Source organism: Blastococcus sp. SYSU DS0541, assembly GCF_054050875.1.
The window spans coordinates 1-26,689 of sequence record NZ_JBJHAD010000002.1 but is presented as its reverse complement, the minus strand read 5'-3'; the positions used below and the strand labels follow the sequence as shown (position 1 = coordinate 26,689).

General features: G+C 73.9%; 26 protein-coding genes. 21 read left to right on the top strand and 5 right to left on the bottom strand.

Going from position 1 to position 26,689, the window contains the following annotated elements:
• Positions 1-4: 4 nt before the first annotated feature.
• Positions 5-346, bottom strand: a complete 342-nt coding sequence (locus ACI794_RS02470) for a DUF3140 domain-containing protein (protein ID WP_456602349.1) — start codon at positions 344-346, stop codon at positions 5-7.
• Positions 347-452: 106 nt separating this feature from the next.
• On the opposite strand from ACI794_RS02470, the gene ACI794_RS02465 reads away from it, so the two are divergent.
• The 16 genes from ACI794_RS02465 (at position 453) to ACI794_RS02390 (ending at position 12,433) form a co-directional block, all read left to right on the top strand.
• Positions 453-1,379 (top strand): ribokinase, encoded by a 927-nt coding sequence (locus tag ACI794_RS02465; protein WP_456615604.1) that lies wholly within the window; start codon positions 453-455, stop codon positions 1,377-1,379.
• Between the two features lie 64 nt (positions 1,380-1,443).
• Positions 1,444-1,599: a hypothetical protein gene (locus ACI794_RS02460; RefSeq protein WP_456581011.1), complete on the top strand. Its 156-nt coding sequence runs from the start codon at positions 1,444-1,446 to the stop codon at positions 1,597-1,599.
• Between the two features lie 87 nt (positions 1,600-1,686).
• Entirely contained in the window at positions 1,687-1,821 is a 135-nt protein-coding gene (locus ACI794_RS02455) for a hypothetical protein (RefSeq protein ID WP_456602347.1), read from the top strand.
• A gap of 162 nt (positions 1,822-1,983) precedes the next feature.
• Positions 1,984-2,610, top strand: coding sequence for a TetR/AcrR family transcriptional regulator (locus ACI794_RS02450; RefSeq protein WP_456615603.1), 627 nt, complete (start codon positions 1,984-1,986; stop codon positions 2,608-2,610).
• 15 nt (positions 2,611-2,625) lie between these two features.
• Positions 2,626-3,051: a hypothetical protein gene (locus tag ACI794_RS02445; RefSeq protein WP_456602345.1), complete on the top strand. Its 426-nt coding sequence runs from the start codon at positions 2,626-2,628 to the stop codon at positions 3,049-3,051.
• Positions 3,052-3,132: 81 nt separating this feature from the next.
• Positions 3,133-3,303, top strand: coding sequence for a hypothetical protein (locus ACI794_RS02440; RefSeq protein ID WP_456615602.1), 171 nt, complete (start codon positions 3,133-3,135; stop codon positions 3,301-3,303).
• Positions 3,300-3,671 (top strand): lipopolysaccharide assembly protein LapA domain-containing protein, encoded by a 372-nt coding sequence (locus ACI794_RS02435; RefSeq protein ID WP_456602343.1) that lies wholly within the window; start codon positions 3,300-3,302, stop codon positions 3,669-3,671. Before ACI794_RS02440 ends, ACI794_RS02435 begins: the two co-directional genes overlap by 4 nt.
• A gap of 136 nt (positions 3,672-3,807) precedes the next feature.
• The gene (locus tag ACI794_RS02430; protein ID WP_456615601.1) at positions 3,808-5,646 is read left to right on the top strand and encodes an acyl-CoA dehydrogenase; all 1,839 of its coding nucleotides are present in this window, start codon (positions 3,808-3,810) and stop codon (positions 5,644-5,646) included.
• Between the two features lie 172 nt (positions 5,647-5,818).
• Positions 5,819-6,070: a hypothetical protein gene (locus ACI794_RS02425; RefSeq protein ID WP_456615600.1), complete on the top strand. Its 252-nt coding sequence runs from the start codon at positions 5,819-5,821 to the stop codon at positions 6,068-6,070.
• On the top strand, positions 6,067-6,234 hold the full coding sequence (locus ACI794_RS02420; protein WP_456581003.1) for a hypothetical protein: 168 nt from the start codon (positions 6,067-6,069) through the stop codon (positions 6,232-6,234). The genes ACI794_RS02425 and ACI794_RS02420 overlap by 4 nt, the downstream gene beginning before the upstream one ends.
• A gap of 102 nt (positions 6,235-6,336) precedes the next feature.
• Complete coding sequence (locus tag ACI794_RS02415) at positions 6,337-7,092, top strand: 3-hydroxybutyrate dehydrogenase (protein ID WP_456602341.1); 756 nt, start codon at positions 6,337-6,339, stop codon at positions 7,090-7,092.
• Between the two features lie 17 nt (positions 7,093-7,109).
• Complete coding sequence (locus ACI794_RS02410; RefSeq protein WP_456602402.1) at positions 7,110-9,053, top strand: helix-turn-helix domain-containing protein; 1,944 nt, start codon at positions 7,110-7,112, stop codon at positions 9,051-9,053.
• Between the two features lie 42 nt (positions 9,054-9,095).
• Positions 9,096-9,734 carry a hypothetical protein gene (locus ACI794_RS02405; protein WP_456615599.1) on the top strand — a complete coding sequence of 213 codons (639 nt, stop codon included), beginning with the start codon at positions 9,096-9,098 and terminating at the stop codon, positions 9,732-9,734.
• On the top strand, positions 9,725-10,603 hold the full coding sequence (locus ACI794_RS02400; RefSeq protein ID WP_456615598.1) for a 3-methyladenine DNA glycosylase: 879 nt from the start codon (positions 9,725-9,727) through the stop codon (positions 10,601-10,603). Before ACI794_RS02405 ends, ACI794_RS02400 begins: the two co-directional genes overlap by 10 nt.
• Positions 10,604-10,690: 87 nt before the next feature.
• Entirely contained in the window at positions 10,691-11,998 is a 1,308-nt protein-coding gene (locus ACI794_RS02395; RefSeq protein ID WP_456615597.1) for a hypothetical protein, read from the top strand.
• A gap of 57 nt (positions 11,999-12,055) precedes the next feature.
• Entirely contained in the window at positions 12,056-12,433 is a 378-nt protein-coding gene (locus ACI794_RS02390) for a hypothetical protein (RefSeq protein ID WP_456615596.1), read from the top strand.
• A gap of 67 nt (positions 12,434-12,500) precedes the next feature.
• On the opposite strand, the gene ACI794_RS02385 is transcribed toward ACI794_RS02390, so the two are convergent.
• Positions 12,501-15,602, bottom strand: a complete 3,102-nt coding sequence (locus ACI794_RS02385) for a glycosyltransferase family 2 protein (protein ID WP_456615595.1) — start codon at positions 15,600-15,602, stop codon at positions 12,501-12,503.
• 239 nt (positions 15,603-15,841) lie between these two features.
• On the opposite strand from ACI794_RS02385, the gene ACI794_RS02380 reads away from it, so the two are divergent.
• Together ACI794_RS02380 and ACI794_RS02375 are read left to right on the top strand one after the other, a co-directional pair.
• Complete coding sequence (locus ACI794_RS02380) at positions 15,842-17,410, top strand: chitinase (protein ID WP_456602338.1); 1,569 nt, start codon at positions 15,842-15,844, stop codon at positions 17,408-17,410.
• Between the two features lie 32 nt (positions 17,411-17,442).
• Positions 17,443-18,276 (top strand): tyrosine-protein phosphatase, encoded by an 834-nt coding sequence (locus tag ACI794_RS02375; RefSeq protein ID WP_456615594.1) that lies wholly within the window; start codon positions 17,443-17,445, stop codon positions 18,274-18,276.
• 4 nt (positions 18,277-18,280) lie between these two features.
• Here ACI794_RS02375 and ACI794_RS02370 read toward each other — a convergent pair whose 3' ends face one another.
• The 3 genes from ACI794_RS02370 to ACI794_RS02360 form a co-directional block, all read right to left on the bottom strand.
• On the bottom strand, positions 18,281-20,374 hold the full coding sequence (locus ACI794_RS02370) for a diguanylate cyclase domain-containing protein (RefSeq protein WP_456602336.1): 2,094 nt from the start codon (positions 20,372-20,374) through the stop codon (positions 18,281-18,283).
• A gap of 170 nt (positions 20,375-20,544) precedes the next feature.
• Positions 20,545-20,694 carry a hypothetical protein gene (locus tag ACI794_RS02365; RefSeq protein ID WP_456580996.1) on the bottom strand — a complete coding sequence of 50 codons (150 nt, stop codon included), beginning with the start codon at positions 20,692-20,694 and terminating at the stop codon, positions 20,545-20,547.
• 132 nt (positions 20,695-20,826) lie between these two features.
• A complete protein-coding gene (locus tag ACI794_RS02360; RefSeq protein ID WP_456602335.1) occupies positions 20,827-22,524 on the bottom strand; it encodes a putative PEP-binding protein in 1,698 nt (565 codons plus the stop codon).
• A 150-nt stretch (positions 22,525-22,674) separates the two neighbouring features.
• Here ACI794_RS02360 and ACI794_RS02355 point away from each other — a divergent pair, with 150 nt between their 5' ends.
• The 3 genes from ACI794_RS02355 to ACI794_RS02345 all read left to right on the top strand — a co-directional run.
• Positions 22,675-23,445, top strand: a complete 771-nt coding sequence (locus ACI794_RS02355) for a DeoR/GlpR family DNA-binding transcription regulator (RefSeq protein ID WP_456615593.1) — start codon at positions 22,675-22,677, stop codon at positions 23,443-23,445.
• Positions 23,442-24,473, top strand: coding sequence for a 1-phosphofructokinase family hexose kinase (locus ACI794_RS02350; protein WP_456602333.1), 1,032 nt, complete (start codon positions 23,442-23,444; stop codon positions 24,471-24,473). Before ACI794_RS02355 ends, ACI794_RS02350 begins: the two co-directional genes overlap by 4 nt.
• An 18-nt stretch (positions 24,474-24,491) precedes the next feature.
• The coding region (locus ACI794_RS02345; protein WP_456615592.1) for a PTS fructose transporter subunit IIABC at positions 24,492-26,689 on the top strand (2,198 nt) is incomplete at its 3' end.

The following is a 26,689-nucleotide window of genomic DNA, read 5'->3' as shown; positions in this document are numbered from 1 at the left end:
GTGCCTAGCCCTTCTTCAGCGGATCGTGCCCCCAGTTCATCAGGGAGTACCGCCACCGGGAGCTCTCCACGTCCTCGTGCTCGGGGCGCTGCGCCAGGTGGCGGGCCACGTAGCCGTGCACCTTCCGCATGTGGGCGAGGTCGTCGTCGTCGAGGTCGGCCTTCCTGGTGCGCAGGAGCTCCACGATCCGCCGGCCGGAGGCGTGGCCGGTGGACTCGCCGTCGCCGTCCTTCTGCCCCACGGACCGGGACTCCTCCGTCTCCAGCCACTTCTCCAGCTCGCCCGCGGTCATGTTCACCGCCTCGCCGAACGCGCGCCGGATCGTGTCCGGGTCGTCGGTCGCCATCAGCTCTCCGCTCGGTGGTCGTCCTCCCCCGGGTACCGCCGCGCCGACCGGCGGAAACCGCGCGTCTGGTACTGCTGGTACCCCTGTCCCGTCCCCGGAGGTCCCCGTGTCCGTCACCGTCGTCGGCAGCCTCAACGAGGACGTCCTGGTGTCCGTCGACCGGCTGCCCGGCCGGGGGGAGACGGTGGTCGCCCGCGCCTCGGCGCTCGCCCCGGGCGGGAAGGGCGCCAACCAGGCCGCGGCCGCGGGGCTCCTGGGCGGCGGCGTGCACATGGTCGGCCGGGTGGGCGACGACCCGGCGGGCGACCGGCAGCTGGCCGCGCTGGCCTCCTCCCGGGTCAACGTGAGCCGCGTGCTGCGCACGATCGGCACGCTCACCGGCAGCGCCACCATCCCGGTCGAGGCGGGCACCGGCGAGAACCTGATCGTCGTGGTGCCCGGCGCGAACGCCGAGCTCTCCCCCGTCGACGTCGAGGTGCCGTCGGTGCGGTCGGCGCGCGTGCTGCTGCTCCAGCTCGAGGTGCCGATGCCGGCGGTCGAGGCGGCGGCGCGGGCCGCGACCGGCACCGTCGTCCTCACCCCGGCACCGCCCGCCCCGCTGTCCGACGCCCTGCTGCGGCGGGTCGACGTGCTCGTCCCCAACGAGCACGAGCTGCTCCTGCTGGCCGGAGCCGGGCCGGCCGACCGCTCTCCCGCCGACCTGGTGCGGCTGGCCCGCCGGGTGACGCCGGGCGCCGTCGTGGTGACCCTCGGCGCGCGCGGTGCCCTGGTCGTGCCCGCGGGGGAGGAGCCGGCCGTGCTGCAGCCGCCGCCGCCGGTGACCGCCGTCGACACGACCGGCGCCGGGGACTGCTTCTGCGGTGCGCTGGGCCAGGCGCTCGCCACCGGCGCGACGCTCCCCGACGCCGTCCGGCACGCCGTCGCGGCGGCGGCGGCGTCCACCACGGGCCCGGGCGCGCGGGGCGCGCTGCCCGACGAGGGGACGGTGCGCGAGCTCCTGACCCGGGTGCCCGCGGCCACCCCGGTGGGCTGACCCCCGGTTTCCCCGCCCGAGGACCGGGCACAGGCTTCCCGTCCCACCCGAGGAGGAACCCGCGATGAGCGAATCCCACCGCACGCCGCGCAGCGCCGAGCGCGCCGAGGGCGACCCGGCCGGCGAGGAGCCCGGCAGCGGCCGCACCCCGCACCCCGAGGAGCCGGCCGAGGGCCGCACCGACGCCGCCGGCGGGGGTGCCGACACCCCGGACACCTGACCGGCGCCCGGGCGGGTGACCCACCTCTCAGCCCTGATCAGCCGCGTCCCGGTTTCGCACCGCCACGACCCGGGCACGCGCCGGAGCATGGAGGACAACCTGCTGCACACCCGGGCCACCGACGAGTCGACCGACGGGTCGCGGACCGACTCCTCCGGCGAGACCGCGGCGCGCGCCGTCGCGCGGCTGCTGGCGAACCCGCGCCGCACCCGGCGGGACTGACGTCGGCTGGGCCCTGCGGGGCTCGGCGGTCACGCTGCGTCGTCACACGAACACCTCCGCTCCCCGGTGCCACGGGGAGCCCGCGCGCCCCTCGTCACCCAGAGCGATCAGGGTCGGCGTGCCGCGAACTGCTCCGTCACGATCTGGTGCAGCATCGGTGACGTGACCGCCGCCCTGCCCCTCACCGCCGCCGACGACGCCACGGCTCCGGTCCGCCGCAGCCGCGCCGAGCGGCAGGCGATCGTGCTGGACACCGCCGAGCGCCTCTTCGCCGGCCGGAGCTCCCGCAGCGTGGGCATGGACGAGCTGGTCCGCGAGACCGGGCTGGGCAAGATGACGGTCTACCGGCTCTTCAAGAGCAAGGACGACCTCGTCGGGGCCTACCTCAGCCGCAAGGCGGCGACCGTGCTCGGCTTCATCGACGCCGAGCTCGACCGGCTCGAGGGCGACCCGCGCGCGGCGCTGCTGTCGGTCGTCGACGCCGTCGAGCGCGACGTCACGCGGACCGGGTTCCGCGGCTGCCCGTTCACGAACGTCAGCAGCGAGTACGACGACCCGCAGCACCCCGCCCGCAGCGCCGCCGCCGACTACAAGTTCGAGCTGCACGCGCGCCTGGAGCGGCTGGCCGACGAGATCGTCCCGGGCGACGGCGAGGACCTCGCCGCCCAGGTCCACCTGATCATCGAAGGGATGTACCTCTCGGGCGGGCTCCTGGGCCCCGACGGCCCCGCCGCCCACGGGCGACGGCTGGCCGAGCGGCTGATCGAGATCGCGGTCGCCCGCGGCTGACCGCAGGATGGGCCGGTGAGCAACGACCGCACCCGGCCCGACCTCGACGACCAGACCGTGGAGGCGCTCGGCAAGCTGTCCGAGGCCCTGGAGACCGTCGACCAGGCGCGTGGCTTCCTGTACGCCTTCCACCAGCTGACCGGCAAGGCCGACCGGCTCCTGCAGGAGTCCGTCGACCTGTTCCGGGACGCCGGCGCCGGCCCGCTGGCCGCGGACCTCGAGCGGGACCTGGTGGGGCGCAACGTCATCGCCGACCGGTGGACGTTCCAGATCGTCGAGGACTTCGACGAGAACTACTGGGGCACCTTCCGCGCCTTCGACGCGCGCGCCCGGGACGAGCTCGCCGGGGGCGACCGGCACGTGTTCGAGGCGCGGATGAAGCAGCGCGAGCGGACCGCGGGCCACCCCGCGCACGAGGCCGGCCCGGCGCTGGCCGACTGACCGCCCGCCCGGGGGCGCGATCCCGACACGCCTGGTGAGGGCCCTGTTTCCGCGTGCGGGAGCGCGGGCAGATCACTCCTCATGACCATGCCGGACGAGAACAACGCGGGCTCCGACCGCGAGGCCCAGCCGCTCGGCGCGCAGAAGGCGCCCGGCGAGGACCGCGACTCCCTGGGCGCCACGGAGGGCCCGGCCGACGGCATCGCCGGCCCGGCCTACCCGCCCGCCGAGACCGAACCGGACGCCCGGTGACCGGCCCCGGACGGGAGCCTGCCGGCGCGCAGCGCGACCCGCTCAGCGTCGGGCTCGGCTCCCAGCCCCCGGGCGATCCCGGCGCCGAACCCGACCGCACCACCGAACGGCCGGCCGAGCCGGCCCCGGCCCGCGAACGGCACACCGGGAAGGCCATCGGCCGCTCCCTCGCGCTGGCGCTGCTCATCTTCGTCACCGTCGTGCTCGTGCTGTTCGTCGTCTTCAACGGCCAGTCGGTGCAGATCAGCCTCGTCTTCACCGACGTCGAGGGCCCCCTGGTGGTGGCGCTGCTGGTGGCGGCGGCGCTGGGCGGCCTGCTCGTGTGGCTGGCGGGCGCGGTCATGCGCGCGCGGCGTCGCAAGCGCTGACCCTCCGGGGCAGACCCCGGCCGCAGGCGTGTCCGGCGCCACGGTGCTTGCCGTAGCTACTCGCGGGTAATAGCGTTTGTTACTCGCGAGTAGGACGACGCCGTCCGCCGGCACGGAGCACGGGAGCGTGAGCGCCATGACGCACTACACCGCCAATCTGCGGGACCTCGAGTTCAACCTCTTCGAGTTCCTGGAGACCAAGGACAAGTTCGGCACCGGTCCGTTCGAGCAGATGGACGCCGGCACCGCGCGCGGCATCCTGGCCGAGATCCGGAAGCTCGCCGAGGGCCCGGTCGCCGCCTCGTTCGTCGACGCCGACCGCAACCCGCCGGTCTTCGACCCGGCGACGAACTCCGTGACCCTCCCGGAGTCGTTCAAGAAGTCGTACAAGGCCGTCCAGGACGGCGAGTGGTCCCGTCTCGACCTGCCCGAGCACCTCGGCGGCTTCGGCGCACCCCACGCCCTCACCTGGGGCGCCTTCGAGATGATCCTGGGCGCCAACCCCGCCGTGTTCATGTACGGCTCGGGCGCCGCCTTCGCCGCCATCCTCGACGAGCTGGGCACGCCGGACCAGGAGCGCCTGGCCGAGCTCATGCTGGAGCACCGGTGGGGCGCCACGATGGTCCTCACCGAGCCCGACGCGGGCTCCGACGTCGGCGCCGGCACCACCAAGGCCGTGCAGCAGCCCGACGGCTCCTGGCACATCCACGGCGTGAAGCGGTTCATCACGTCGGCCGAGCACGACATGAGCGACAACATCATCCACCTGGTCCTGGCCCGCCCCGAGGGCGCGAAGGCCGGCACCAAGGGGCTGTCGCTCTTCGTCGTCCCCAAGTTCCACGTCGACCTCGCGACCGGCGAGCTCGGCGAGCGCAACGGCGCCTACGTCACCAACGTCGAGAAGAAGATGGGCCTCAAGGTGTCGACGACCTGTGAACTCACCTTCGGCGACGGCCCGGTGCCGGCGCAGGGCTGGCTGGTCGGCGGGGTGCACGACGGCATCGCCCAGATGTTCAAGGTCATCGAGCACGCCCGGATGTTCGTCGGCGCCAAGGCGATCGCGACCCTCTCGGCCGGCTACCAGGTCGCGCTGGACTACGCGAAGACCCGCGTCCAGGGCGCCGACCTGACGGCGACCAGCAAGGACGCCCCCCGGGTGACCATCACCCACCACCCGGACGTCCGCCGCTCGCTGATGCGGCAGAAGGCCTACGCCGAGGGCATGCGGGCGCTGTACCTCTACACCGCGGGCTTCCGCGACCGCGTCACCGAGGCGGAGGCCGCCGGGGACAGCGAGGCGGCGCGCCTGGCAGAGCGGGTCAACGACCTGCTGCTGCCGGTCGTCAAGGGCTTCGGCTCCGAGCGCGCCACGGAGCTGCTCACCTCCGAGTCGCTGCAGACGCTGGGCGGTTCGGGCTTCCTGCAGGACTACCCGATCGAGCAGTACATCCGGGACTCCAAGATCGACACCCTCTACGAGGGCACGACCGCGATCCAGGGCCAGGACTTCTTCTTCCGGAAGATCGTCAAGGACGGCGGCGTCGCGCTGACCTGGCTGGCCGAGCAGATCCAGGCCACGGTCGACGGCGAGGCCGGGAACGGCCGGCTCAAGGAGGAGCGGACGCTGCTCGGCACCGCCCTCCAGGACGTCCAGGGCATGCTCACCACGATGTTCGGTCACCTGACCGCCGCCCAGGAGGACATGTCCTCGCTCTACAAGGTCGCGCAGAACACCAGTCGGCTGCTGCTGGCCACCGGCGACCTGATCACCGCCTGGCTGCTGATCCGCCAGTCCGAGGTCGCCCTGGCCGCCCTGGCCGGCGACGTCAGCGAGAAGGACAGGCACTTCTACGAGGGCAAGCTCGCCGCCACCCGCTTCTTCGCCACCCAGGTGCTGCCGAGGCTCACGGCGGAGCGGGCCATCGTCGAGGCCACCGACAACGCCCTCATGGACGTGCCGGAAGCGGCCTTCTAGGAGGACCCTCGCGCCCCCCCCCACCGCTCGCAGGCTCGCGGCGGGCCCCTGCACGAGGGCCGTTCCATCCCGTCACCGGGGCCGCCTTCGCGTCGGGGAGGCGGCCCCGGTCGTTTGGGGGAGACGACGACGGGCATGGGCTGTCGGGACAGCCGACGGACAGGAGGCCGGCATGACCGATCCGCAGGGCAGCGACCGCATCCAGCAGGACGTACCCACCTCGTCGGGCACGGGGGCCAACAGCGACCTCACCTCCTCCTTCGACGACGTGCCGCTCACCGCCGAGGAAGGCGTCGAGCGGGACGCCGCCCAGGGGGACGACCTGCCCGCGCGCGCGGACGGCGACGTCGCCCGCGCCACCCGCGCCGGCGCCACCGGCGAGGTCCAGGCCCCGACCGACCGCTCCGGGGACGACGGCCGATGACCGAGTCCCAGCCCACCGGGTACCGCGAGTCCCCCGACACCACGGACGGGCCCGTCGCCGAGGCCCAGGAGGACGGCGCCCCCGAGGGGGAGGCGACGCTCACCACCGACGACGACGCGCAGCGGGACGACGGCGTCACCCGCCCGGGGAACGTCCCCGACTGACCGAGCCCGGGCGGCGGGTGTGCTACCACACCATCCGGGGGCAGCGTGCTGTGTGCGCGGCGACCGTGGGGCAGGTCGCACCGGCGGCCTAGCGTTCGCGCCATGGCGGTCAACGGTCCCCTGGTCGGGCGGCGGGCACTCATCACCGGCGGGGCGTCCGGCATCGGCCGTGCCTGCGCGCTCCGGCTGGCCGCCGACGGCGCCGACGTCGTGATCGTCGACCGCGACGCCGAGGGCGCGCAGGCCGTGGCCGGGCAGGTGGGCGGCACGGCGGTCACGGCCGACCTCTCCGACCTGGACGCCGTCGACCGCCTCGACCTCGCCGTCGACATCCTGGTCAACAACGCCGGCCTGCAGCACGTCGCGCCGGTGCACGAGTTCCCGGTCGACCGGTTCTCCCACATCCTGCGGCTGATGCTGGAGGCCCCCTTCCGGCTGGTCCGCGGCGCGCTGCCGCACATGTACGACCGCGGCTGGGGCCGGGTGGTCAACGTCAGCTCGGTCCACGGGCTGCGCGCCTCGCCGTACAAGTCGGCCTACGTCACGGCCAAGCACGGCTTGGAGGGGCTCTCCAAGGTCATCGCCCTGGAGGGCGCCGCGCGGGGCGTCACCTCCAACTGCGTCAACCCCGCCTACGTGCGAACCCCGCTGGTGGAGGGGCAGATCGCCGCGCAGGCGCTGGCGCACGGCCTGTCCGAGGGCGACGTCGTCGAGCAGGTGATGCTGGCCCCGGCGGCGGTGAAGCGGCTGATCGAGCCGGTGGAGGTGGCCGACGCCGTCGCCTGGCTGTGCTCCCCCTCCGCGGCCTCGGTCACCGGCACCTCTCTGGTCATGGACGGCGGGTGGAGCGCACGGTGACCGCGCGACCGGCCAGAATGCCGGTCGTGTCCACCCCCCCGGCGCCCTCCTCCGGCGGTGCCGGCCCGCGCCCGGTGCCGGGCCGGACCGCCGAGTTCTTCGAGCTGCTGCTCGGCGACGCCGCGGCGATCGAGTACGAACGGCCGCTGGTGCGGGCGCGGGCGGCGGGGGCCGACGCCGACGAGCTCGCCGAGCTGGACCGGGTCAAGGTGCTGGCGCTGGAGGTCCGCGAGGCGTTCGCCGCCCGGCGCCGCCGGGAGTCCGAGCTCACCGCCCTCTTCGACACCGCCAACGACCTCGCGGCGCTCCGCGGCGTGGACTCGGTGCTCACCGCCATCGTCCGGCGTGCCCGCCAGCTGCTGGGCAGCGACGTCTCCTACCTGACGCTGAACGACCCCGTGCGCGGCGACACCTACATGCGGGTCACCGACGGCTCGGTCTCGGCCCGGTTCCAGGGCCTGCGGCTGCCGATGGGGGCGGGGCTGGGCGGGCTCGTCGCCCAGACCGCCGCGCCCTACGCCACGGCGAGCTACTTCACCGACCCCCGGTTCCGGCACACGACCGAGATCAACGACGGCGTGCGCGACGAGGGGCTCGTCGCGATCCTCGGGGTGCCGCTGGTCCGGGGCGCGCAGGTCATCGGCGTCCTCTTCGCCGCCGACAGACGCGAGCGGACCTTCGACCGGTCGCAGGTCTCCCTCCTGGGCTCGCTGGCCGCCCACGCGGCGATCGCCCTGGACAACGCCCGGCTGCTGGAGGAGACGCGGTCGGCGCTGGACGAGCTCTCGGCGGCCAGCCGCCGGCTGCGCGCCCACACCGCGTCGGTGGAGCGGGCGGCCGGCGCGCACGACCGGTTCATCGACGTCGTCCTGCGCGGCGGCGGGGTCGAGGACGTCGCCGCCGCGGTGACCGAGGCCCTGGGCGGCAGCATCACCGTGCTCGACGAGGAGGGCCGGGCCGCCTCGCCCGGCGCCGAGGCGGCGACCGCGCTGCCGCCCGATCCCGCCGGGGCCCTCACCCTGGCCCGCGCGACCGGCCGCACGGTGCAGGACGGCAGCTGGTGGACCGCCGCCGTCACGGTGGACAGCGAGCTGCTGGGCGGGCTGGTGCTGCACCGCGAGGAGGAGCTGGCCGACTCGGACCAGCGGATCCTGGAGCGCGCCGCGCTGGTCACCGCCCTGCTGCTGCTCATCCGCCGGACGGCGGGCGAGGCGGAGAACCGGGTGCGGGGTGAGCTGCTCGAGGCGCTGCTGAGCCCCGGGCTGCGCGACCCCGACGGGCTCCGGGAGCGCGCACGCCGGCTGGGCGCGGACCTCGACCGCCCGCACGCCGTCGTCGTCGCCCGGGTCGAGGCCCGGTGCCGGCCGCGGGCGCTGGCCACCGCGGCCCACCTGGCGGCGACCCGCGGTGGGCTGGCCGGCCTGCACGGCGGCTGCGTCGTCCTCTGCCTGCCCGGGCTCGAGCCCGGCACCGCGGCGGCCACGGTCCGCCGGGAGCTCGCCGCCGCCGGCGCCGGAGCGGCCACCGTCGGGGGCGCCGGGCCCGCCTCCGGCCCCGGTGCGGTCGCGGCCGCACACGCGGAGGCCGCCCGCTGCGCGGCGACCCTGGTGGCGCTCGGCCGCACCGGCGACTCGGCGAGCGCCGAGGAGCTGGGGTTCTTCGGCCTGCTCGTCGGGGAGGGCCGCGACGTGCCCGCCTTCGTGACGGCGACGCTGGCCCCCGTGCTGGAGTACGACGCGAAGCGGGGCACCGACCTGGAGGGGACGCTGGAGGCCTTCTTCGCGGCGGGCAGCTCGCCGGCCCGGGCGGCGGAGGCCCTGCAGGTGCACGTCAACACCGTCACCCAGCGCCTGGACCGCATCGGCCGCCTGCTCGGCCGGGAGTGGTCCTCCCCCGCCCGCGCCCTGGAGGTCCAGCTCGCGCTGCGCCTGCACCGGCTCACCCGCGTCGACCCGGACTGACTTCCCGGCCGGCGCCCCGACAGGGGCTCGTACCCTGGCCCGGTGCAGCAGACCGCCGTCCACCCGCCGGTCCTGGCGGTCGAGGAGTGGCAGGCGCGGACCGCGGCGCACGAGCTGCGGGTGGACCGCTGGGCGGTGCCGCACCGCGAGCGGCGCCGTCGTGGCGAGACCCACCCGGTGCTGGACTTCCTGTTCACCTACTACTCCGAGACGCCGGGCCGGCTCCGCCGCTGGCACCCCGGCCCGGACGTCGCCCTGGCCGGGCCCGCACCGCACGCGGGCCGGCGCTGGTACGGGACCGACGGCGCGACGGTGCGGCTCGACGTCGCCGCCTTCCTGGCCGACCGCGGGGACACCGTGCGCTTCGTCCGCCGGCTGCTCGTGGCGACCGCCTCCCGCCCGGCGTTCACCGGGTGCTTCGGTCTGCACGAGTGGGCGATGGTCTACCGCGACACGGGCACCCGGCACCCGGTCCCGCTGCGGCTCGGCCAGGAGGGCACCGACGCCGTCGTCGAGGCGCACCCGGTCCGGTGCAGCCACTTCGACGCGTTCCGGTTCTTCACCCCGGCCGCCGTCGGGCGGAACCGGCTGCAGCCCACCCGCGAGAGCCAGCCGCTGCTGGAGCAGCCGGGGTGCCTGCACGCGGGCATGGACCTCTACCTTGAGCCAGCATGCAGCTAGAGAAGCGCCGGCTGCCTGCGTCCACCTGGACAGAACTGTCGACCCGGCATGCGGATCGTGCTGACGCACTCACGGCGGGGCACCGCTCCCGCTCTGCGCGAGGCGAGAAGCACGCCGTCGAGGACTTCCTCTTCACGTACTACAACACCCGACCGTCGCTGCTGCGTCGGTGGCATCCGGGCGCTGGCGTCGCTCTGGCACCGACGAACGACGGCCCGGCGCCTCATGCAGGGTGGCGGTGGTACAGGACCGATCCTGACGGAAACGTGTCGCTGGACGTAGCCGCCCTCCTGGTGAACCGGGGAGAGACCGTCCAGTTCATCCTTCGCCTTCTCACCGCCACGGCGGCGCGACCCGCGTTCACGGGATGCTTCGGCCTACACGAGTGGGCGATGGCGTACCGCCAGGACGAGCACCGCCACCCCCTCCCCCTGCGCCTAGGACAGACGGGGACGGACGCCGTTGTAGAGCAGCATCAGATCCGCTGCACGCACTTCGATGCGTTCCGATTCTTCACCCCGTCCGCCACACCCCTCAATCACCTGCAACCGACCCGAGAGTCCCAGCCGGAAATGGAGCAACCCGGCTGTCTCCACGCCGCAATGGATTGTCACAAATGGTCGATGAAGCTTGGTCCGGCCGTTCCTGGCGACCTGGCATTGGACTGCTTCGAGCTTGCGCGTGACGTGCGCGTCCTGGACATGCAGGCGTCACCGTACGACTTAGGTTCATACGGTATCGCGGCGGTAGCCATAGAAACGCCTGCCGGAAAAGCGGAGTACGTGAAGCACCAGAAGGCGCTTACAAATAGGGCCGACGCACTACGGGCACGCCTCGTCTTCGTGTGCGAACAACTTATACGCGCCTGAACTGCCGCTCGCTGCTCGACCAGTGTCGGATCGCGACCCGATCGACTGATCAGATCCCCGTCACGCTCGATCGAAGGGACCACGGACTTGACCGGCGATCGCTCTTACCCTCTCCCCACGACGACGCTCCCTGGCCACTCCTTCGAAACGCTCGTAGACCGCCTTGGGCGCTTCGAGGAGCTTTGCGCGAAGCATGACGTGGTCACGCATAACACGCGGATCGCCCGCTATCGCCGATACCTGCAGCAAGGGCCGCTCAAAGATTGGGAGCTCGACAAGGGTACTTTTATTGACCCTTCGCACAGCCCGATCCAGCATGGTCTCGACCGACTACTTTATGTGCTTCGAGAGGTGCACGAGCTCACCTGGATAGGCGAGAGCCTCGGGAACGCTGAGACTAGCGGCCTCGCCCGAAAGCTCCGAACGATGGTCCGTGGTGCGGATTTTGCGGCTCTAGACAAAAACACCGAGTTCAGGAACACGCAGTTTGAGTTGAGGATTGCCAGCTATCTGGCACGAACGGGCCACCGACTCGACTTCGACAGTCTGACGGATGTGGTCGCGACTCGCGGCTTCACGACGTACTACATCGAATGCAAGCGGGTGGCGAAGCCCGGCCAGGTGGGGCGACGCATCAAGGAAGCGCTGAATCAGATTGAGGCACGTAAGCCGCGGAGCGGCCTCCTGCGCAGACGCTACGGAGTCGTAGCAATGGATGTTACGCAAGTGGCTTTCACCCAAAATGGACTAACCATGGGCGTGACCTCGGACCACGCTCGCGACATCATTCAGGAGAAGCTACAGGGTATCGGCGCAGACATTGAGAAGAACGGACCTTCACTGACAGGGCGAGCATGCCTTGGTCTCTGGCTGCAGATCCACATCCCGGCCCTTGTCCTGCAGCCTCCTATGCCTATGACCAGGTTCTCGTCCCTATTTCTCCGGAACAAGACGTCCGGTTTTGGGTCAGTGTTCGCGCAGGAAGTTTTCATCGGCCGCACGTTCACTGCCGCCGTAGAAGACCCCGGCGAGGACGCCCCTCGCCCACTGCAACCCCGTAACGAAGTTCGGATTCCTAGCGGCACTACAGTTCGGTACGACGAGGGACTCCTAGAAGCCCTGGTCGCCACAGGTGAACTGCCCGACCGATCAGACGACCACGTGGCGGTGACTGTATGGCCGCCTGGGGGCGAGAATGACCCTCCGGAGGAGTACAGCTACTTCGAACTGCGACTGGCCTTCGTCAACCTCTCCGAGGAGGATCGCCAACTTTTCACAAAGTCAATCAGTGGAGCACGCGGGCTATTTGCCCCGCTACTTCTTCAGCGTTATCGCTACGTCGAGCAACCACCATGGTTGGACGAGCCAGGACCTACACAGCACCCAACCAATTGACTGCCGGCCCGGGGTAGGCACCACGCTGACGCCTGACAACACCCTCCCCCAACGCACGTGTGGTGCAAGCACGTCTTGGCCGACCTCTACAAGTGGGCCTACAAGCTCAGCCCCGCCACACCGGGGGAGCTGGTCGCCGACTGCTTCGAGCTGGCCGTGGCGATCCGGGAGCTGGACATGCGCGCCTCCCCGTACGACCTGCGCGCGCACGGCTACGCCCCCGTCCCGATCGAGACGCCCGAGGGCAAGGCCGAGTACGTGGCCGCGCAGCGAGGGTTCGCCGCGCGGGGCGCCGTGCTGCGGCAGCGCCTGATCGACGTCTGCGACCGCCTCCTCACCGGCACCGCGACTCCGCCGTCCCCGTGGCCGGGATCAGGGAACCTGATCGTGGAGCGTCCTCCCTCAGCGCAGGACGTGAGGGAGGACGCTCGATGATCAGGGGCGCTGATCGTCGCGGGCAGACCGGGCGCGGCGGGGGTCAGGGCCCGTCACAGCACCGAGCTCACCGCCCGGACGAGACCTCGACCAGGCCCGGTCCGGACGCCGGTCGCCGGTCCAGCACGCGCGCGGGTGCCGGCAGCCCGAGGAAGAAGCCCTGCGCCAGCTGGACCCCGCTCTCCCGCAGCGCGTCCCGCTCGGTCGCCGTCTCCACTCCCGAGGCCACGACACGGCACCCGCGCTCGTCGGCGAAGGGCACGAGCGCCGCGAGCAGCGCACGCCGCGCGGCGTCGTGCTCGATGCCGACCGTCGTCTCCCGCCCGAGCTTGAGGAACCCCGGCCGGTGCTCCTCCACCCAGCGGAAGCTCTCGTAGCCCACCAGCGGGTTCTCCAGCGCGACCTGCACCCCGATCGGCAGCTCGGCCGCGGAGAGGCTCCGCCCCTCGACCAGCGTGCCGGACTCCAGGACCACCGGGCAGGTCGAGCGGCTGACGATGCTGGAGAGCTCCCGCGGCGAGTGCCACAGCGCCGGGGAGACGTTCACCGAGACCCACGCCCCCTCGGGCAGCGACGCCGCGGCGGCCAGCGAGGCCCGCAGCAACGCGCCGTCGAGGTCCACGCCGATGCCGCGGTCGGTCGCCGCATCCAGCCGCTCCTGGGGAGCCCGTCCGTCGGCGAACCGGCACAGCGCCTCGTACCCCACCGGTTCGCCGGTCGTGAGATCGACGATCGGCTGGAAGACGGTGAAGAAGATGAAGTCGCGGAACGCGGCCACCACGGCGCTGTCGTCCGGCTCGACCGGCGGGGCGGACCGCGGCGCGGGGACCGGGGCGACCTCCCGCACGCCGCCGACATCCGCGGGCACGGCGATGCCCCCCGGCGTGCCGGGGATGCCGTAGTGGAGGACGGAAGCCCAGTCGGGAGCCGGCGGGACGGCGACGGGCCGGGGCTGGGCGGCTCCCGACGACCGGGACGGCCGGCCCGCGCGGACGTCCCCCTGCCGACGCGGCTCCACCGGGCGGTAGAGCCAGTCCCGCAGGTGCACCCACAGGTCCACCATGCTGTTGCCGAGACCCACGAACGCGACCATGGCGTAGGTGGCCAGCGCGGTGTTGAGCGCGGCGAAGACGAGATGGCCCCAGTGCTGCGACTGGATGTCCACGACGACGGTGTAGGCGGAGAACCCGATCAGCGCCAGGGGCGCGAGGATGAACACGGCCCCCGCCGTCGTGCGGTCACGAACCTTCGGCGTCCGCTTGAAGGCGCTCTTCTCCCCGGTGATCAGCTGCAGGATGGAGGCGAAGGAGCCCGACAGGTTGACCGGCAGCAGGATCAGGTTGAAGCCGTAGATGCGCAGGACGTCGGTCCGCCGGTACCCGGTGGCGCGCAGATCTCCGGCCATCATGAGGAAGTACGGCACCGACACGAGCAGCAGGAGCGGGTGGAGCAGCTCGGCGTTGAACGGGTAGAAGAGCATGACGACGAGGCACACGGAGCTCCAGAAGATGGAGGCCATGTAGTTCACCCGGAGGAACAGCTCGCCGAAGCGGTTGCGCTCCCCGCGCGCCCGGCGGGCCCGGACCTGCTCGCGCAGCTTGGAGAGGATGAGCAGACCGCCGTTGGCCCACCGCTGCCGCTGGATGCACAGCGAACCGAAGTCGGGCGGGGTCGCCGAGTAGGCCAGCCGCTCCGGGTAGTTCAGCAGCGACCAGCCGTGCACCCCGAGGTCGATGGTCGACTCGGTGTCCTCGATGACCGTGCGGTCCTGGATGTAGCGCCGGATCTCGAAGTCACCGTCGTAGTCCACCTCGACGATGTCGTCGAGGGCCCGCTTGCGCAGCACCGCGTTCGCCCCGACCCAGAAGGTCGCGTCGTACTGGGTCATGCCCTGGTGCACGATGTGCTGCAGGTCCGTCGACGCACCGGAGATCCGCTCCAGCCGGGTCGCCGACCCCGGGAACGAGCTGTACGGCGTCTGCGCGACGGCCACCCCGCTGTGCGCGCTCTGGCTGAGCAGGTGCACGATCCGCGCGGCGTACTCCGGGAGCAGCATGCTGTCGGCGTCCAGGGTGAGGACGTACTCGGGCTCCTCGACCGTCAGGTCGGCCACCCGTGCCGCAGAGCTGACCAGCGCCAGCCCCACCGGCGTCTGGACCTCCCGGTAGCTGCCCCCCATGAGACCGATGTAGCTGTTGAGGTTCATGGCCTTGTTCGGCTCGTGGGAGAGCGACCGGTAGCGCTTGCGCTCGAAACTGCTGACGCGTGCGCCGAAGGTCGCGGTGAGCCGGCGGTAGAGCTGCAGCAGCCGGTCACCCGGGAGGACCGCGCCCTCCTGGGCCGCGCTGACCAGCGCATCGCCGACCGTGGCGAGGTCCGCGGCCAACGCGCCGACCACGTGCTCGACGAAGAAGACGTCGGTGTGGTCGATGACCTCGTGCCGGGCGCCCAGGTCGTGCAGCCACTCGACGGCGAAGCGGTAGTGCTCGGCCAGCTCCCGGACGTCGTCGGCCGTCGCGGCCCGGCCGGCGCCGTCCCCCACCGCCCGCTCGAAGGCGTCGCGGGCCTCCCGGAAGCGGCCGGCGGGCACCTCGAGCTGGGCCGTGATGCTGCCGGGGAGCGCCCGCGCGTCGTCCAGCAGTGCCCGGGCCCGGTTCGTGGTCGGGTTCTGCGGGTCGTCGATGAGCAGCACCACGTGCAGCGCCGGGTACTCCTGGAGCGCCGCCGACAGCAGCGTCGTCCGGATGACCCGCTCGTCCTCCTGGTACGAGGGGACGAGCACCGTCACCGGAGCTGCGGGCTGGTCGAAGAAGGCGTCGAGGACGGCGCGCGACGCCCGGGTGTGCGCCCGGCTCCGGTAGAAGAACCCGATCCGGGTGATGAGGTAGGCCATGGCCGATGTGGCCAGGCCGGTGATCAGCAGCAGGTAGACGATCGCCTCGATGGCCAGCCGCGCGCTGTCAGCCTTTCCCTCGATGAACTGCTGCTCGATGGTGAACGCCACGTACACGGCCCACGCCGAGACGGTCAGGACGATGGCCAGCCGGCCGATCGCCATGCGCCGCTCGGACACCTTCGCGGGCACCAGCGGGAGGGGTTCCCGCCGCCGGTCGCTCCCCCACTGCCGCCGGACGTCCGGCCGGCGCGGATCGGGAAGGGTTCGTCGCATCAGTTCCGCCTTCGTGCTCGTCGACTCCGACGGGTGCCAGGCGTCCGACCGGCGTCCCCCACGTCGGATCGCATCCTGCGGCCGCGGCAGCCCCGGCCGCTGCCCCCGGTCACCCCTCGTGATGAGGCCCGTGCCCGGCGTGGGTCGGACGGGTGTCACCACGGGGCAGGCTGTGCCGAGGTCGAACCACCCAACCGCAGTCCCGACCGGGGACCGCGTCGACGAGAGCGAGGGCTTCCATGGGCGCATCGAGCGCCGCACCCCGGGACGAGGAGCAGCCGGTGGCGCGCCGGCTGTCCTGGGCGCGCGTGGGCCTGCTGCTGCTGGTCGTCGCAGCGGTCGCCGGCGGGGCGTTCGTCTCGGTGACCGAGGCCGCCGACCGGACGGAGCCGGCGAGCCTGTCCTGGAGCGTCCCCTACGTCGACGTGACCCTGACCCCGACCTTCCAGTTCCAGGACCCGTCGGTCAACCCCGCGCGAACCGTCGCCCTGGCCTTCGTCGTGGCCGACCCGGAGGACGGCTGCGCACCCAGCTGGGGCGGCTACTACTCCCTCGAGCAGGCCGGTACCGACCTGGAGCTGGACCGTCGGATCGACCAGCTGCGGTCTGCCGGCGGCGACGTGATGGTGAGCTTCGGCGGGCTGGTCAACGACGAGCTCGCCATCACCTGCACGGACACCGGTGACCTCACCGACGCGTACCGCGACGTCGTCGAGCGCTACGACCTCTCCGCCGTCGACCTCGACGTGGAGGGCACCGCCGTCGCCGACCTCGCCGCGGCCGGCCGGCGGGCGGCCGCCCTGGCCGACCTGCAGCGCGAGCGGGCGGCCGCCGGCTCCCCCCTCGCCGTGTGGCTCACCGTGCCGGTGGCCCCGACCGGGATGACCGCCGAGGGCGTGGAGCTCGTGCGCGCCACCCTGGCCGGCGGCGTGGAGCTGACCGGCGTCAACGTGATGACGATGGACTACGGCGGCGCCAAGCCCGCGGAGCAGTCCATGATCGAGGCGACCGAGCAGGCGCTCCGCGCCACAGCTGGTCAGGTCCGCGCCCTGTACGAGGAGATCGGCACCTCCCTGGGGGAGCGCGAGGTCTGGAGTCGGATCGGCGCGACCCCGATGATCGGCCAGAACGACGTCGAAGGCGAGGTCTTCTCCCTCGACGACGCCGCGGCGCTCGCCTCGTTCGCGCGTGCCACCGGCCTGGGGCGGCTCTCGCTGTGGTCGCTGAACCGCGACACCGGCTGCGGCGCGAGCTTCGCCGACGTCGCGGTCCACTCGAACACCTGCAGCGGCGTCCCCCAGGAGGCCCTCGCCTTCGTGACCGCGTTCGCCGGCCTCGGTGGCGACGGCCCCGCCGTGCAGATCGACGACACCGTGGAGGATGCCGGCCGTCAGCCGGTCGTCGACGACCCGGCGACGAGCCCCTACCCGATCTGGCGGGCCGAGGCCCAGTACCCGGCCGGCTACAAGGTCGTGTGGCACGGCAACGTGTACGAGGCCCGCTGGTACGCCATGGGGGTCGACCCGTCCGTGCCGGCCACGGCCGGTGTCCCGTCGCCCTGGGCGCTGCTCGGCGTGGTGCAGACGACGGAGTCGGCCCCCCAGCCGGTGCCGACCGTCACCGACGTGACGGAGGTGTGGAACCCCGACGCCCTCTACCAGCGGGGCGCCCGGGTGCTCCTGGACGGGCTCCCCTACGAGGCGCGCTGGGCCAACCGCGGGGCCACCCCGGGGACCCTGTTCCCGATCGGGCCCGATGAGGCCTGGGGGCCGCTGTTCACGATCCCCGGCGAGCCCGCCGGGAGCTGAGCCCGGGGGGCGGACGCCGTACCGTCCCAGGGGTGACCTCTCCGCACACCGACCGCTGGATCCGCCTCGACGGCACCACGAACATGCGCGACCTGGGCGGGCTGCCCACCACCGACGGCGGGCGGACGGCGACCGGCCGGATCCTGCGGAGCGACAACCTGCAGACCCTCACCGACACCGACGTCCGGCGCCTGGTCGGCGAGCTCGGGCTGCGCCAGGTGATCGACCTGCGCACCACCGCGGAGATCCTGCTCGAGGGGCGCGGCCCGCTGCGCGCCGTCCCCGAGGTCACCCACCGGCACTTCACCCTGCTGCCCGAGCGGGGGCACCACACCGACGTCTTCGCGGTCGAGGAGGACGACCCCCGGCCCGAGCTCGCGGCGGGGTGGACCGAGTCGCTGCTGCCGCGGCAGGTCGCCGCCCACGACGAGGGCGAGCCCCCGGCCGTGCGCTCCTACCTGGGCTATCTCGGCCAGCGCTCGGAGAACGTGGTCGGGGCCCTGCGGGCGCTCACCCGGGCTCCCGAGGGCGCGTCGGTGGTGCACTGCGCGGCCGGCAAGGACCGCACCGGCGTCGTGTGCGCCCTGGCGCTCGCGGTCGCCGGGGTGCCGCACGAGGAGATCGTCGCCGACTACGCGCTCACCGCGGAGATCATCGACGCGCTGGTGGCGAAGCTGGCCACCTCGCCGACCTACGCCGAGGACATGGTCACCCGCGACGTCGCCAGCCACACCCCGCGCGCCGAGACGATGGACCGGCTGCTGGCGCTGCTCGACGAGCGCTTCGACGGCCCGGTCGGCTGGCTGCACGCGCACGGCTTCGGCGCCGACGAGCAGGCGGCGCTGCGGGCGCGGCTGCGCGGCTGAGCGGTCAGCGGCCGGCGCGGGCCGAGGGGCCGCGCCGCTGCTTCTCCCGGTACATCGCCGCATCCGCCTCGCGGAGCAGCGCGTCGGCGTCGCACGCCCGCTCCTCATCGAGGACGGCGACCCCGACGCTGGTGCCGACCCGCACGGGGGTGCCCTCGAGCCGGAAGGGCTCGTCGAAGCAGGCGGTGATGCGGTCGGCGAGGAGCTGCGCGTGGCCGGCATCGGCGAGGTCCGGGAGCACGATGGCGAACTCGTCCCCGCTAAGCCGGCCCACCGTGTCCCCGGGACGGACGGCGGCGCGCAGCCGCGCCGACACCTGGCGCAGGAGCTCGTCGCCGGCCGCGTGCCCGAGCGAGTCGTTGACCTCCTTGAACCGATCGAGGTCGCAGAACAGCACCCCGAGCCGGCCGCCGGGACCGGTCGCGGCGAGCGTCGTCTCCAGCCGCTCCAGGAAGAGGACGCGGTTGGGCAGGCCGGTCAGCGCGTCGTGCGTGGCCTGGTGTCGCACTGTCTCGAGGAGCCGGGCCTTCTGCAGCGCCGTGGCGGCCTGGTCACCGACACCGCGCAGCCGGGCCAGCACGTCACCGCCGAGCTCGTCGGGCGCCTGCCCGGTCTGCCAGCCGACCGTCACCACGCCCAGGAACGCCGAGCCGGCGAGCAGGGGGACGGCGACGACGCGCGCGCTCCCGACGCCCCGCAGCAGCGCGCGGATGGTGGGGCTGCTGGTCGTGTCGTCGAGGACGAGCGGGTCCCGCTCGGTCAGCAGCCCCATCAGCTCAGGCGTCTCCTCGGGACGCAGCGCGGTCAGCCGCATCACCGCTGCCTGCTCCTCGGACAGGCCGGCGGTCGCGGACGCCCGCAGCACCCCGGCACCGGGATCCCACAGCAGGAGGCTGGCACGGGCGCAGCCGACGACGCGCAGGAGCGCCGCGGTGACCAGCTCGGCCACCTCCACGGCATCCGCCGCGGCGGCCAGCTCGTGGGCCAGCTCCAGCAGCGCACCTGCCCGGCCCGCCTCCGTGCGCGCCTCCTGCAGGGCGATGATCAGGTCCAGGGCCGCCGCCGCGTGCCCCGCGTAGGCGGCCAGCATCGCGTGCTCGTCGGTCATCTCGCCGTCGCCCGACGGGTAGATCGCGGCCAGCCGGCCGTGCCGGCGGCGCGGGGAGGCGACGTCGACCACCACGGCGGTGGCGTCCAGGTCGTCCCCGGCGAGGATGCGGGCGGCCAGGGCGGGCAGCTGGTGCTCGGGGATGCCGGCGCCGTGGACCAGCGGCGGCCCGCCGCCCGGCGCGGTGACGACGAGCAGGTGTGCCGGGGCGAGCACGGCTTCGCCGGCGCGGGCCACGATGCGGTGGAGGACGGTGTCGAGGTCCTCGCTGGCGACGAGGTCGCCCGCGGCCGACTGGAGCGTGCGCAGCTGTCCCCGCAGCGCCGCCAGCTCCGGGTCGGCATCCGCCGCGCCGGGCCGTCGGCGGCGCCACCGCGACCGCCGCTCCCAGGTGAGGCGGTAGATGCAGGTCCCGGTGCCGTCGACGCAGCACTCGGTCTGCGCGAGCACGCCGGGAGGCAGGCCGAAGATGGCCGGGATCGTGACCGCCAGGCCGCGCGCGTAGGCGCAGTCCAGCGCCGAGTGGGCGTAGCCGTCGGCCAGGTGCAGGGCGACGGTGGCCGACGTCGCGGTGGTCTCGCGGATCTCCATCCGGGAGACGGTGGTGAATTTCGCCGCGGCCCGGGGCAGCTGGCGGAACACCTGGCGCGGTGTGCCGAGCGCACGCAGGACCAGCAGCAGGGAGTGGCCCAGGCCACTGCGCATCGCGGCCGCGCCCACGTGGAACATCGTGTCCGGGTCGCCCAGCACCTCGGTGGCCGCGGTGAACAGCCGGATGCGGGTGTCGTAGCTCCACCAGCAGGCCTGGTCGTCGACCTGGTCGGCGACGTCGGCGAGCCCGGCGCGGTCCAGCACCGCGGCGACGGCGTCGTCCCCACCGTGGCGGCGGACGTAGTGCAGCACCCCGGCCATGGTGATGCCGGGGGTCTCCCGCGCCTCGGCCGACCGGCCGGCGCTCGCGGCGCCGGTGGCGGGTGCTCGTGTGCCCACGGCTCGGTGATCGGCGGACCAGCACCCCCGCTTGAGCGGAACCGACCGCTTCGGGTGAACCGCGGTCGCGGGTCGGAGGCGCACCCCGGACGGGCCGGGACGCACGCGACCCCGGTCCCTGAGGGGGAACCGGGGTCGGTTTCACGGGCCGCGCGCCGCGCGGCCGGGGCTCAGCGGCCGAGGAGGTGGCTGCCGTTGGCCATCGTCAGGAGCTCGTCACGCATGGCCGGGCTGCTGCTGCGGGCCAGGGCCTTGTTCAGCTCCCGGCGGGTACGCGCCAGCTGCCGACGCCGCCGCCAGCTGGTCGTCACGCTGCTCATCGTTGTTGCCTCTTTCGTCGGAATGTGATGCCTGCTGCCGTAGTAACGCAGGCACCTGCCAATCTAATCCGACGAAACGTCGGCGGACCTGAGATTCCACCGAAGGTTCCTCATCCGTTGGGGTGAGAGTCGTCACGCGGCGAGGGCCGCGCGAGCCGCCGCTCGGGCCGCCAGCGGTTCGTCGGACGCCAGCGCCGCCTCGGCAGCCCGCTGGCAGGCCACGAGGTCGACGGTGGACAGGCGGGCGCCCACCCCGGCGACGGCGGAGGTGGCGCAGGACAGGGAGCTGACCCCGAGCCCGACGAGGACGCACCCCAGCAGCGGATCGGCGGCAGCCTCCCCGCAGACGCCGACCGGTTTCCCGGCGCGCCGACCCGCAGCGGCCGTGAGCGCCACCAGCTCGAGCAGCGCGGGCTGCCACGGGTCGGTGAGCTCGGCGAGATCGGCGGAGAGCCGGTCGGCGGCGAGGGCGTACTGGGACAGGTCGTTGGTGCCGATGGACAGGAAGTCCACGTGGGCGAGCAGGCGCTCGGCGTGCAGGACGGCCGAGGGCACCTCGATCATCACGCCGGGCACCAGCCCACGGGCGCGCACGGCGGAGGCGAAGCCGGCCGCCTCCGGCACGGTGGCCACCATCGGCGCCATGACCCAGGGCGTCGACGCGGTCCGCGCCGCCGCCTCGGCGATCGCGTCGAGCTGGCGCTCGAGCAGCCCGGGGTCGCGGCGGGCGACCCGCAGGCCGCGGACGCCGAGCGCCGGGTTGGCCTCGTCGGGCGGGGTGGCGAAGGCCAGCGGCTTGTCCGAGCCGGCGTCCAGGGTCCGGACGACGACCTTCCGGCCCGGGAAGGCCGCCAGGACCTCGGCGTACCCGGTCGCCTGCTCCTCGACCGAGGGCTCCTCCGCGCGGCCCAGGAACGCGAGCTCCGTCCGGAACAGCCCGACCCCCTCGGCGTGCGCACGGGCGGCGGCCCGGGCGCCGGCGCCGTCCTGCACGTTGGCCAGCACCTGGACGACGTGCCCGTCCCTCGTGCGCCCCGGCCCCCGGTACCCGGCCAGCGCCTCGGCGGCCAGCCGGGCGGCGGCCACCCGCGCCCTCGCCTCCTCCGGCTCGGGGTCGACGGTCAGCGTCCCCTGCTCGCCGTCGAGGAGCACCGTGGCCCCGGCGGGGACCGCGTCGAGCCCACCGACGCCGACGACGCAGGGCAGGCCGAGCTGGCGGGCGATGATCGCGGTGTGGCTGGTCGTGCCACCCAGCCGGGTGGCCAGCCCGAGGATCCGTGCCGGGTCCAGGCCCGCGGTGTCGGCCGGCGCGAGGTCGTCGGCGAGCAGGATGGAAGGCACGTCCGGCGCGGGGACGCCGGGCTCGCCCTGGCCGGTGAGCTCGGCGACGATCCGGTCGCGGACGTCGCGCACGTCCGGCACGCGCTCGGCCATCAGGCCGCCCAGCGCCGCGAACATGTCCATGAACTGCTGCGCGGCCTGCACCGCGGCGACGGCGGCCGGGGCGCCCGCGTCGATCCGCTGCTCCGCCGCGGTGCGCAGCGCGCGGTCCCGCGCGATGCCCGCCGTGGTGCTGAGGACCTCCGCGCTCACCCCGGTCGCCGCCGCGGCGCGCGAGGTGAGCCGCGCGGCCACGGCCTCGGCGGCCGCGCCGTAGCGGGCCTTCTCCGACTCCCGCTCCGAGCCGGGCACCTCGGCGCCGTCGTCGGCCGGGAGGCGGATCGCCCCAGCGGGGCGGACGACGGGCCCGACGGCAGCCCCTGGGACCACCGGGGTGCCGGTGAGGACCGCGGGACCCGCGGTCGCGGGCGGGGAGACGGTGCTGGACATGAGGACCTCGCTCAAGGCCGGTGCGGGAGGGCGGGTGCCGTGATCAGGGTCACGAATTCCTGTTGACTTGTCAACGGATCGGACGTAAAACAACACAAGCACAACGACGAAGCCACACATTCGGACACCGTCGACCGTCCCGGAGGGCCCGTGCTCTATCCCGAGGAGCGCCAGCAGGCGATCGCGGCGCTGGTGACCGATCGCGGCCGGCTGGCCGTCGCCGCCCTGGCCGAGGAGTTCGGCGTGACCCCGGAGACCGTCCGGCGCGACCTCGCCGTCCTCGAGCGGGCCGGCACGCTCCGCCGGGTGCACGGCGGGGCCGTGCCGGCCGGCGCCCTCACCCTGGTCGAGCCGGGCCTCGGCGAGCGGCACCGCACGCACAGCGACGAGAAGCGCGCGATCGCCGCGGCGGCACTGGGTCTCCTGCCCGGCGCGGAGGGCAGCATCGTCCTGGACGGCGGGACGACGACGGCCGCCCTCGCCGAGCTCCTGCCCGCCGACCGCCGGCTGCTCGCCGTCACCTCCTCGGTCCCCATCGCCTCTCGGCTCTCCGGGACCGGCGGCGTCACGCTGCACGTGCTGGGAGGTCGCGTCCGCGGCGTCACCCAGTGCGCGGTGGGCGAGACGACCGTCCGGGCCCTGGCCGAGCTGCGCGTCGACGTGGCGTTCCTCGGCGCCAACGGCATCACCCCCGACCACGGCTTCACCACGCCGGACGACGCCGAGGCGTCGGTCAAGCGGGCCATGGTGCGGGCCGGGCAGCGGGTCGTGGTGCTCGCCGACAGCAGCAAGCTGGGACGCGAGCACCTGGTGCGCTACGCCGCGATCGAGGACGTCGACGTCCTGGTCACCGACGAGAAGGCCGACCCCGGGGTGGTCGCCGAGCTGGAGAAGGCCGGCGTCGAGGTGGTGCTCGCGTGACCGGCCCGCGGCGGCCCGGCCGGGTCGTCACGCTGACGGCCAACCCCAGCCTGGACCGGACCCTGGAGCTGCCCGGCCCGCTCGGCCAGGGCGGCATCGTGCGGCTGGCCGGGACCACCACCGAGCCGGGGGGCAAGGGGGTCAACGTGGCCCGCGCCCTCGCCGCGGCGGGCGGCGACGTGGTGTCGATCCTCCCGGCGGCGGCGTCGGACCCGATCGTCACGGCGCTGCGCGCCCTCGGCCTCGAGCTGGCCACCGTCCCCGTCCAGACCCCCGTGCGGACCAACTACACGCTGGTCGACCCGGCCGGCACGACGACGAAGCTGAACGAGCCGGGCGCCCCGCTCACCGAGGTCTCGCGGAGCGCGCTCAGCGGCGTCCTGCACGGGCACGCCGCAGCCGCGGAGTGGGTCGTCCTCTCCGGCTCCCTGCCGCCGTCGACGCCGGCCGACTGGTACGCCGACCTCGTCCGCTCGCTTCGGGACACCGGGGCGCGCATCGCCGTGGACACCAGCGAGGCACCCCTCGTCGCGCTGCTGTCCGCGGGGCCCGACGCCGCTCCCGACCTCCTGAAGCCGAACGCCGAGGAGCTGGCCCAGCTGGCCGGTCTCACCGAGGAGGAGGTGCTGCGCGACCCGGCCGCGATGCTCGCCGCGGTGCGCTCGCTGCACGATCGCGGTGTCGCCGAGGTGCTGCTCACGCTCGGCGCGGACGGCGCGCTCCTCTCCACGGCCGACGGCGAGCTCTGGTCCGCCCGTCCGCCGCGGGTGACCGTCCGCAGCACGGTCGGCGCCGGCGACTGCAGCCTCGCCGGCCACCTCCTCGCCTCCCTGGCCGGCGCGCCGCCGGCCGAGCGGCTGCGCAACGCCGTCGCCTACGGAGCGGCCAGCGCGTCGCTCCCCGGATCCGCCGTCCCCACCCCGGCCCAGGTGGACGGTCCGGCCGTACGGGTCACCGCCGGGCTACCCGGCAGCACGAGTCCCACCGTCCCGAACCCCGTCCCGGCCGTCGGCCGGGACGCCCTCTGACTCCTCCGGGAGAGGCCCATGCCCGCACTGATCACTCCCGACCTGGTGGCGCTCGACGCCGATCTCGGGCCGGACAAGGCCGCGGTCGTCCGCCGGCTGGCCGAACTGGTCGCCGCCGCCGGCCGGGCCACCGACGCCGACGCCCTGCAGGCCGACGTCCTGGCCCGCGAGGCGCAGGCGGCGACCGGCCTGCCCGGGGGCATCGCGATCCCGCACTGCCGCTCCGAGGCGGTGACCGAGCCGTCGCTCGCCTTCGCCCGCCTCTCCCCGAAGGTGGACTTCGGCGCCCCCGACGGCCCGGCCGACCTCGCCTTCCTCATCGCCGCCCCCGCGCACGGCGATGCCGACCACCTCACCCTGCTGACCGCCCTGGCGCGGGCCCTGGTGCGGCCGGAGTTCGTCGCCTCGCTGCGGTCGGCGACCTCGGACGCGGAGATCGTGGCCCTCGTGGAGGAGGTCGTCTCCCCGGCGCCCGCGGCGGCACCGGCCGGGGCGACCGCGGGCTCGGCGGCGACCGCGCCGGCCACCGCTCCCGCCGGAGGGCCGCCGTCGGAGCCCGCTGCCCGCAGGAGCGTCGTCGTGGTCAGCGCCTGCCCCACGGGCATCGCGCACACCTACATGGCCGCCGACAAGCTGGCCGCCGCCGGCGAGGCCGCCGGCGTCGACGTCCACGTCGAGACGCAGGGCTCCTCGGGCTCCACCCCGCTCGACCCGGCCGTCATCCGCGCCGCCGACGCCGTGATCTTCGCCGTCGACGTCGGGGTCCGCGACCAGGACCGGTTCGCGGGCAAGCCGCTCGTGCAGAGCGGCACCAAACGGGCCATCAACGAGCCCGACGTGATGATCCGCGAGGCGCTGGCCGCCGCGCACGACCCGGACGCACGCCGCGTGTCCGGCAGCGCGTCGGGCGCCGCGGCCCCGTCCGGCGCCGGGGGGCGTCCGGGAACGGCCACCGAGATCCGCCGCTGGCTGCTCACCGGCGTGAGCTACATGATCCCGTTCGTCGCCGCGGGCGGCCTGCTCATCGCGCTGGGGTTCGCGCTCGGGGGCTACCAGATCGTCAGCGGCAACCCCGACGCCGAGGGCCAGAGCTACGCCCTGAGCTGGGTGCTGAACAACTCGCTGCTCGACCTCCCGGTCGGCCAGAGCACCGAGGAGCTCCGGTTCGGCATCCTCGGCTACCTCGGCGCCGTCTGCACGGTCCTCGGGCAGGCGGCGTTCGCCTTCCTCGTCCCGGCCCTCGCCGGCTACATCGCGTACGCCATCGCCGACCGGCCGGGCATCGCGCCCGGCTTCGTCGTCGGCGCGGTGTCGCTGACCGTGGGCGCCGGCTTCCTCGGCGGCCTGGTGGGCGGCATCCTCGCCGGCCTGGTGGCCCTGTGGATCAGCCGCTGGAAGCTGCCCTCCGGCGTGCGGGGGCTCCAGCCCGTCGTGATCATCCCGCTCCTCGCGACGCTGATCTCCAGCGGCATCATGGTCATGCTGCTGGGGCGCCCGCTCGCGGCGGCGCTCGAGGGGCTGGGGAACTGGCTCAACGGCCTCAGCGGGTCCTCGGCCATCCTGCTCGGGATCATCCTCGGCCTGATGATGTCCTTCGACCTGGGTGGACCGGTCAACAAGGCGGCGTACCTCTTCGCCACCGCCGGCCTGGCCTCGCAGACCAGCGGCTCGTTCACGATCATGGCGACCGTGATGGCCGCCGGGATGGTGCCCCCGCTGGCCATGGCGCTCAGCACCGCGATCCGCTCGAGGCTCTACACGGCCGCGGAGCGGGAGAACGGCAAGGCGGCCTGGCTGCTCGGCCTCTCCTTCATCTCCGAGGGGGCCATCCCCTTCGCCGCGGCCGACCCCGTCCGGGTCATCCCGTCGATGATGCTCGGCGGCGCGACCACCGGTGCCATCGTCGCCGTCCTGGGGATCGAGGCGCGGGCTCCGCACGGCGGGGTGTTCGTCTTCTTCGCGATCAGCAACGTCCTGCTGTGGCTGCTGGCCATCGCCATCGGCGCCGTCGTGGGTGGCATCGCGGTCACGCTCGCCAAGAGCTTCGGGCGCAGCGATCCCGACGACGCCCCGGAGGACGCCGTCGACCTGGCGCACGCGCACAACCCGACCCCCGGGGGGGGGGGGGGGGGGGGGGGGGGGGGGGGGGGGGGGGGGGGGGGGCGCGCCCCCCGGCGCGCCCCCGCCCGCGCGGGGCGGGCGGGGGGGGCGCCGCC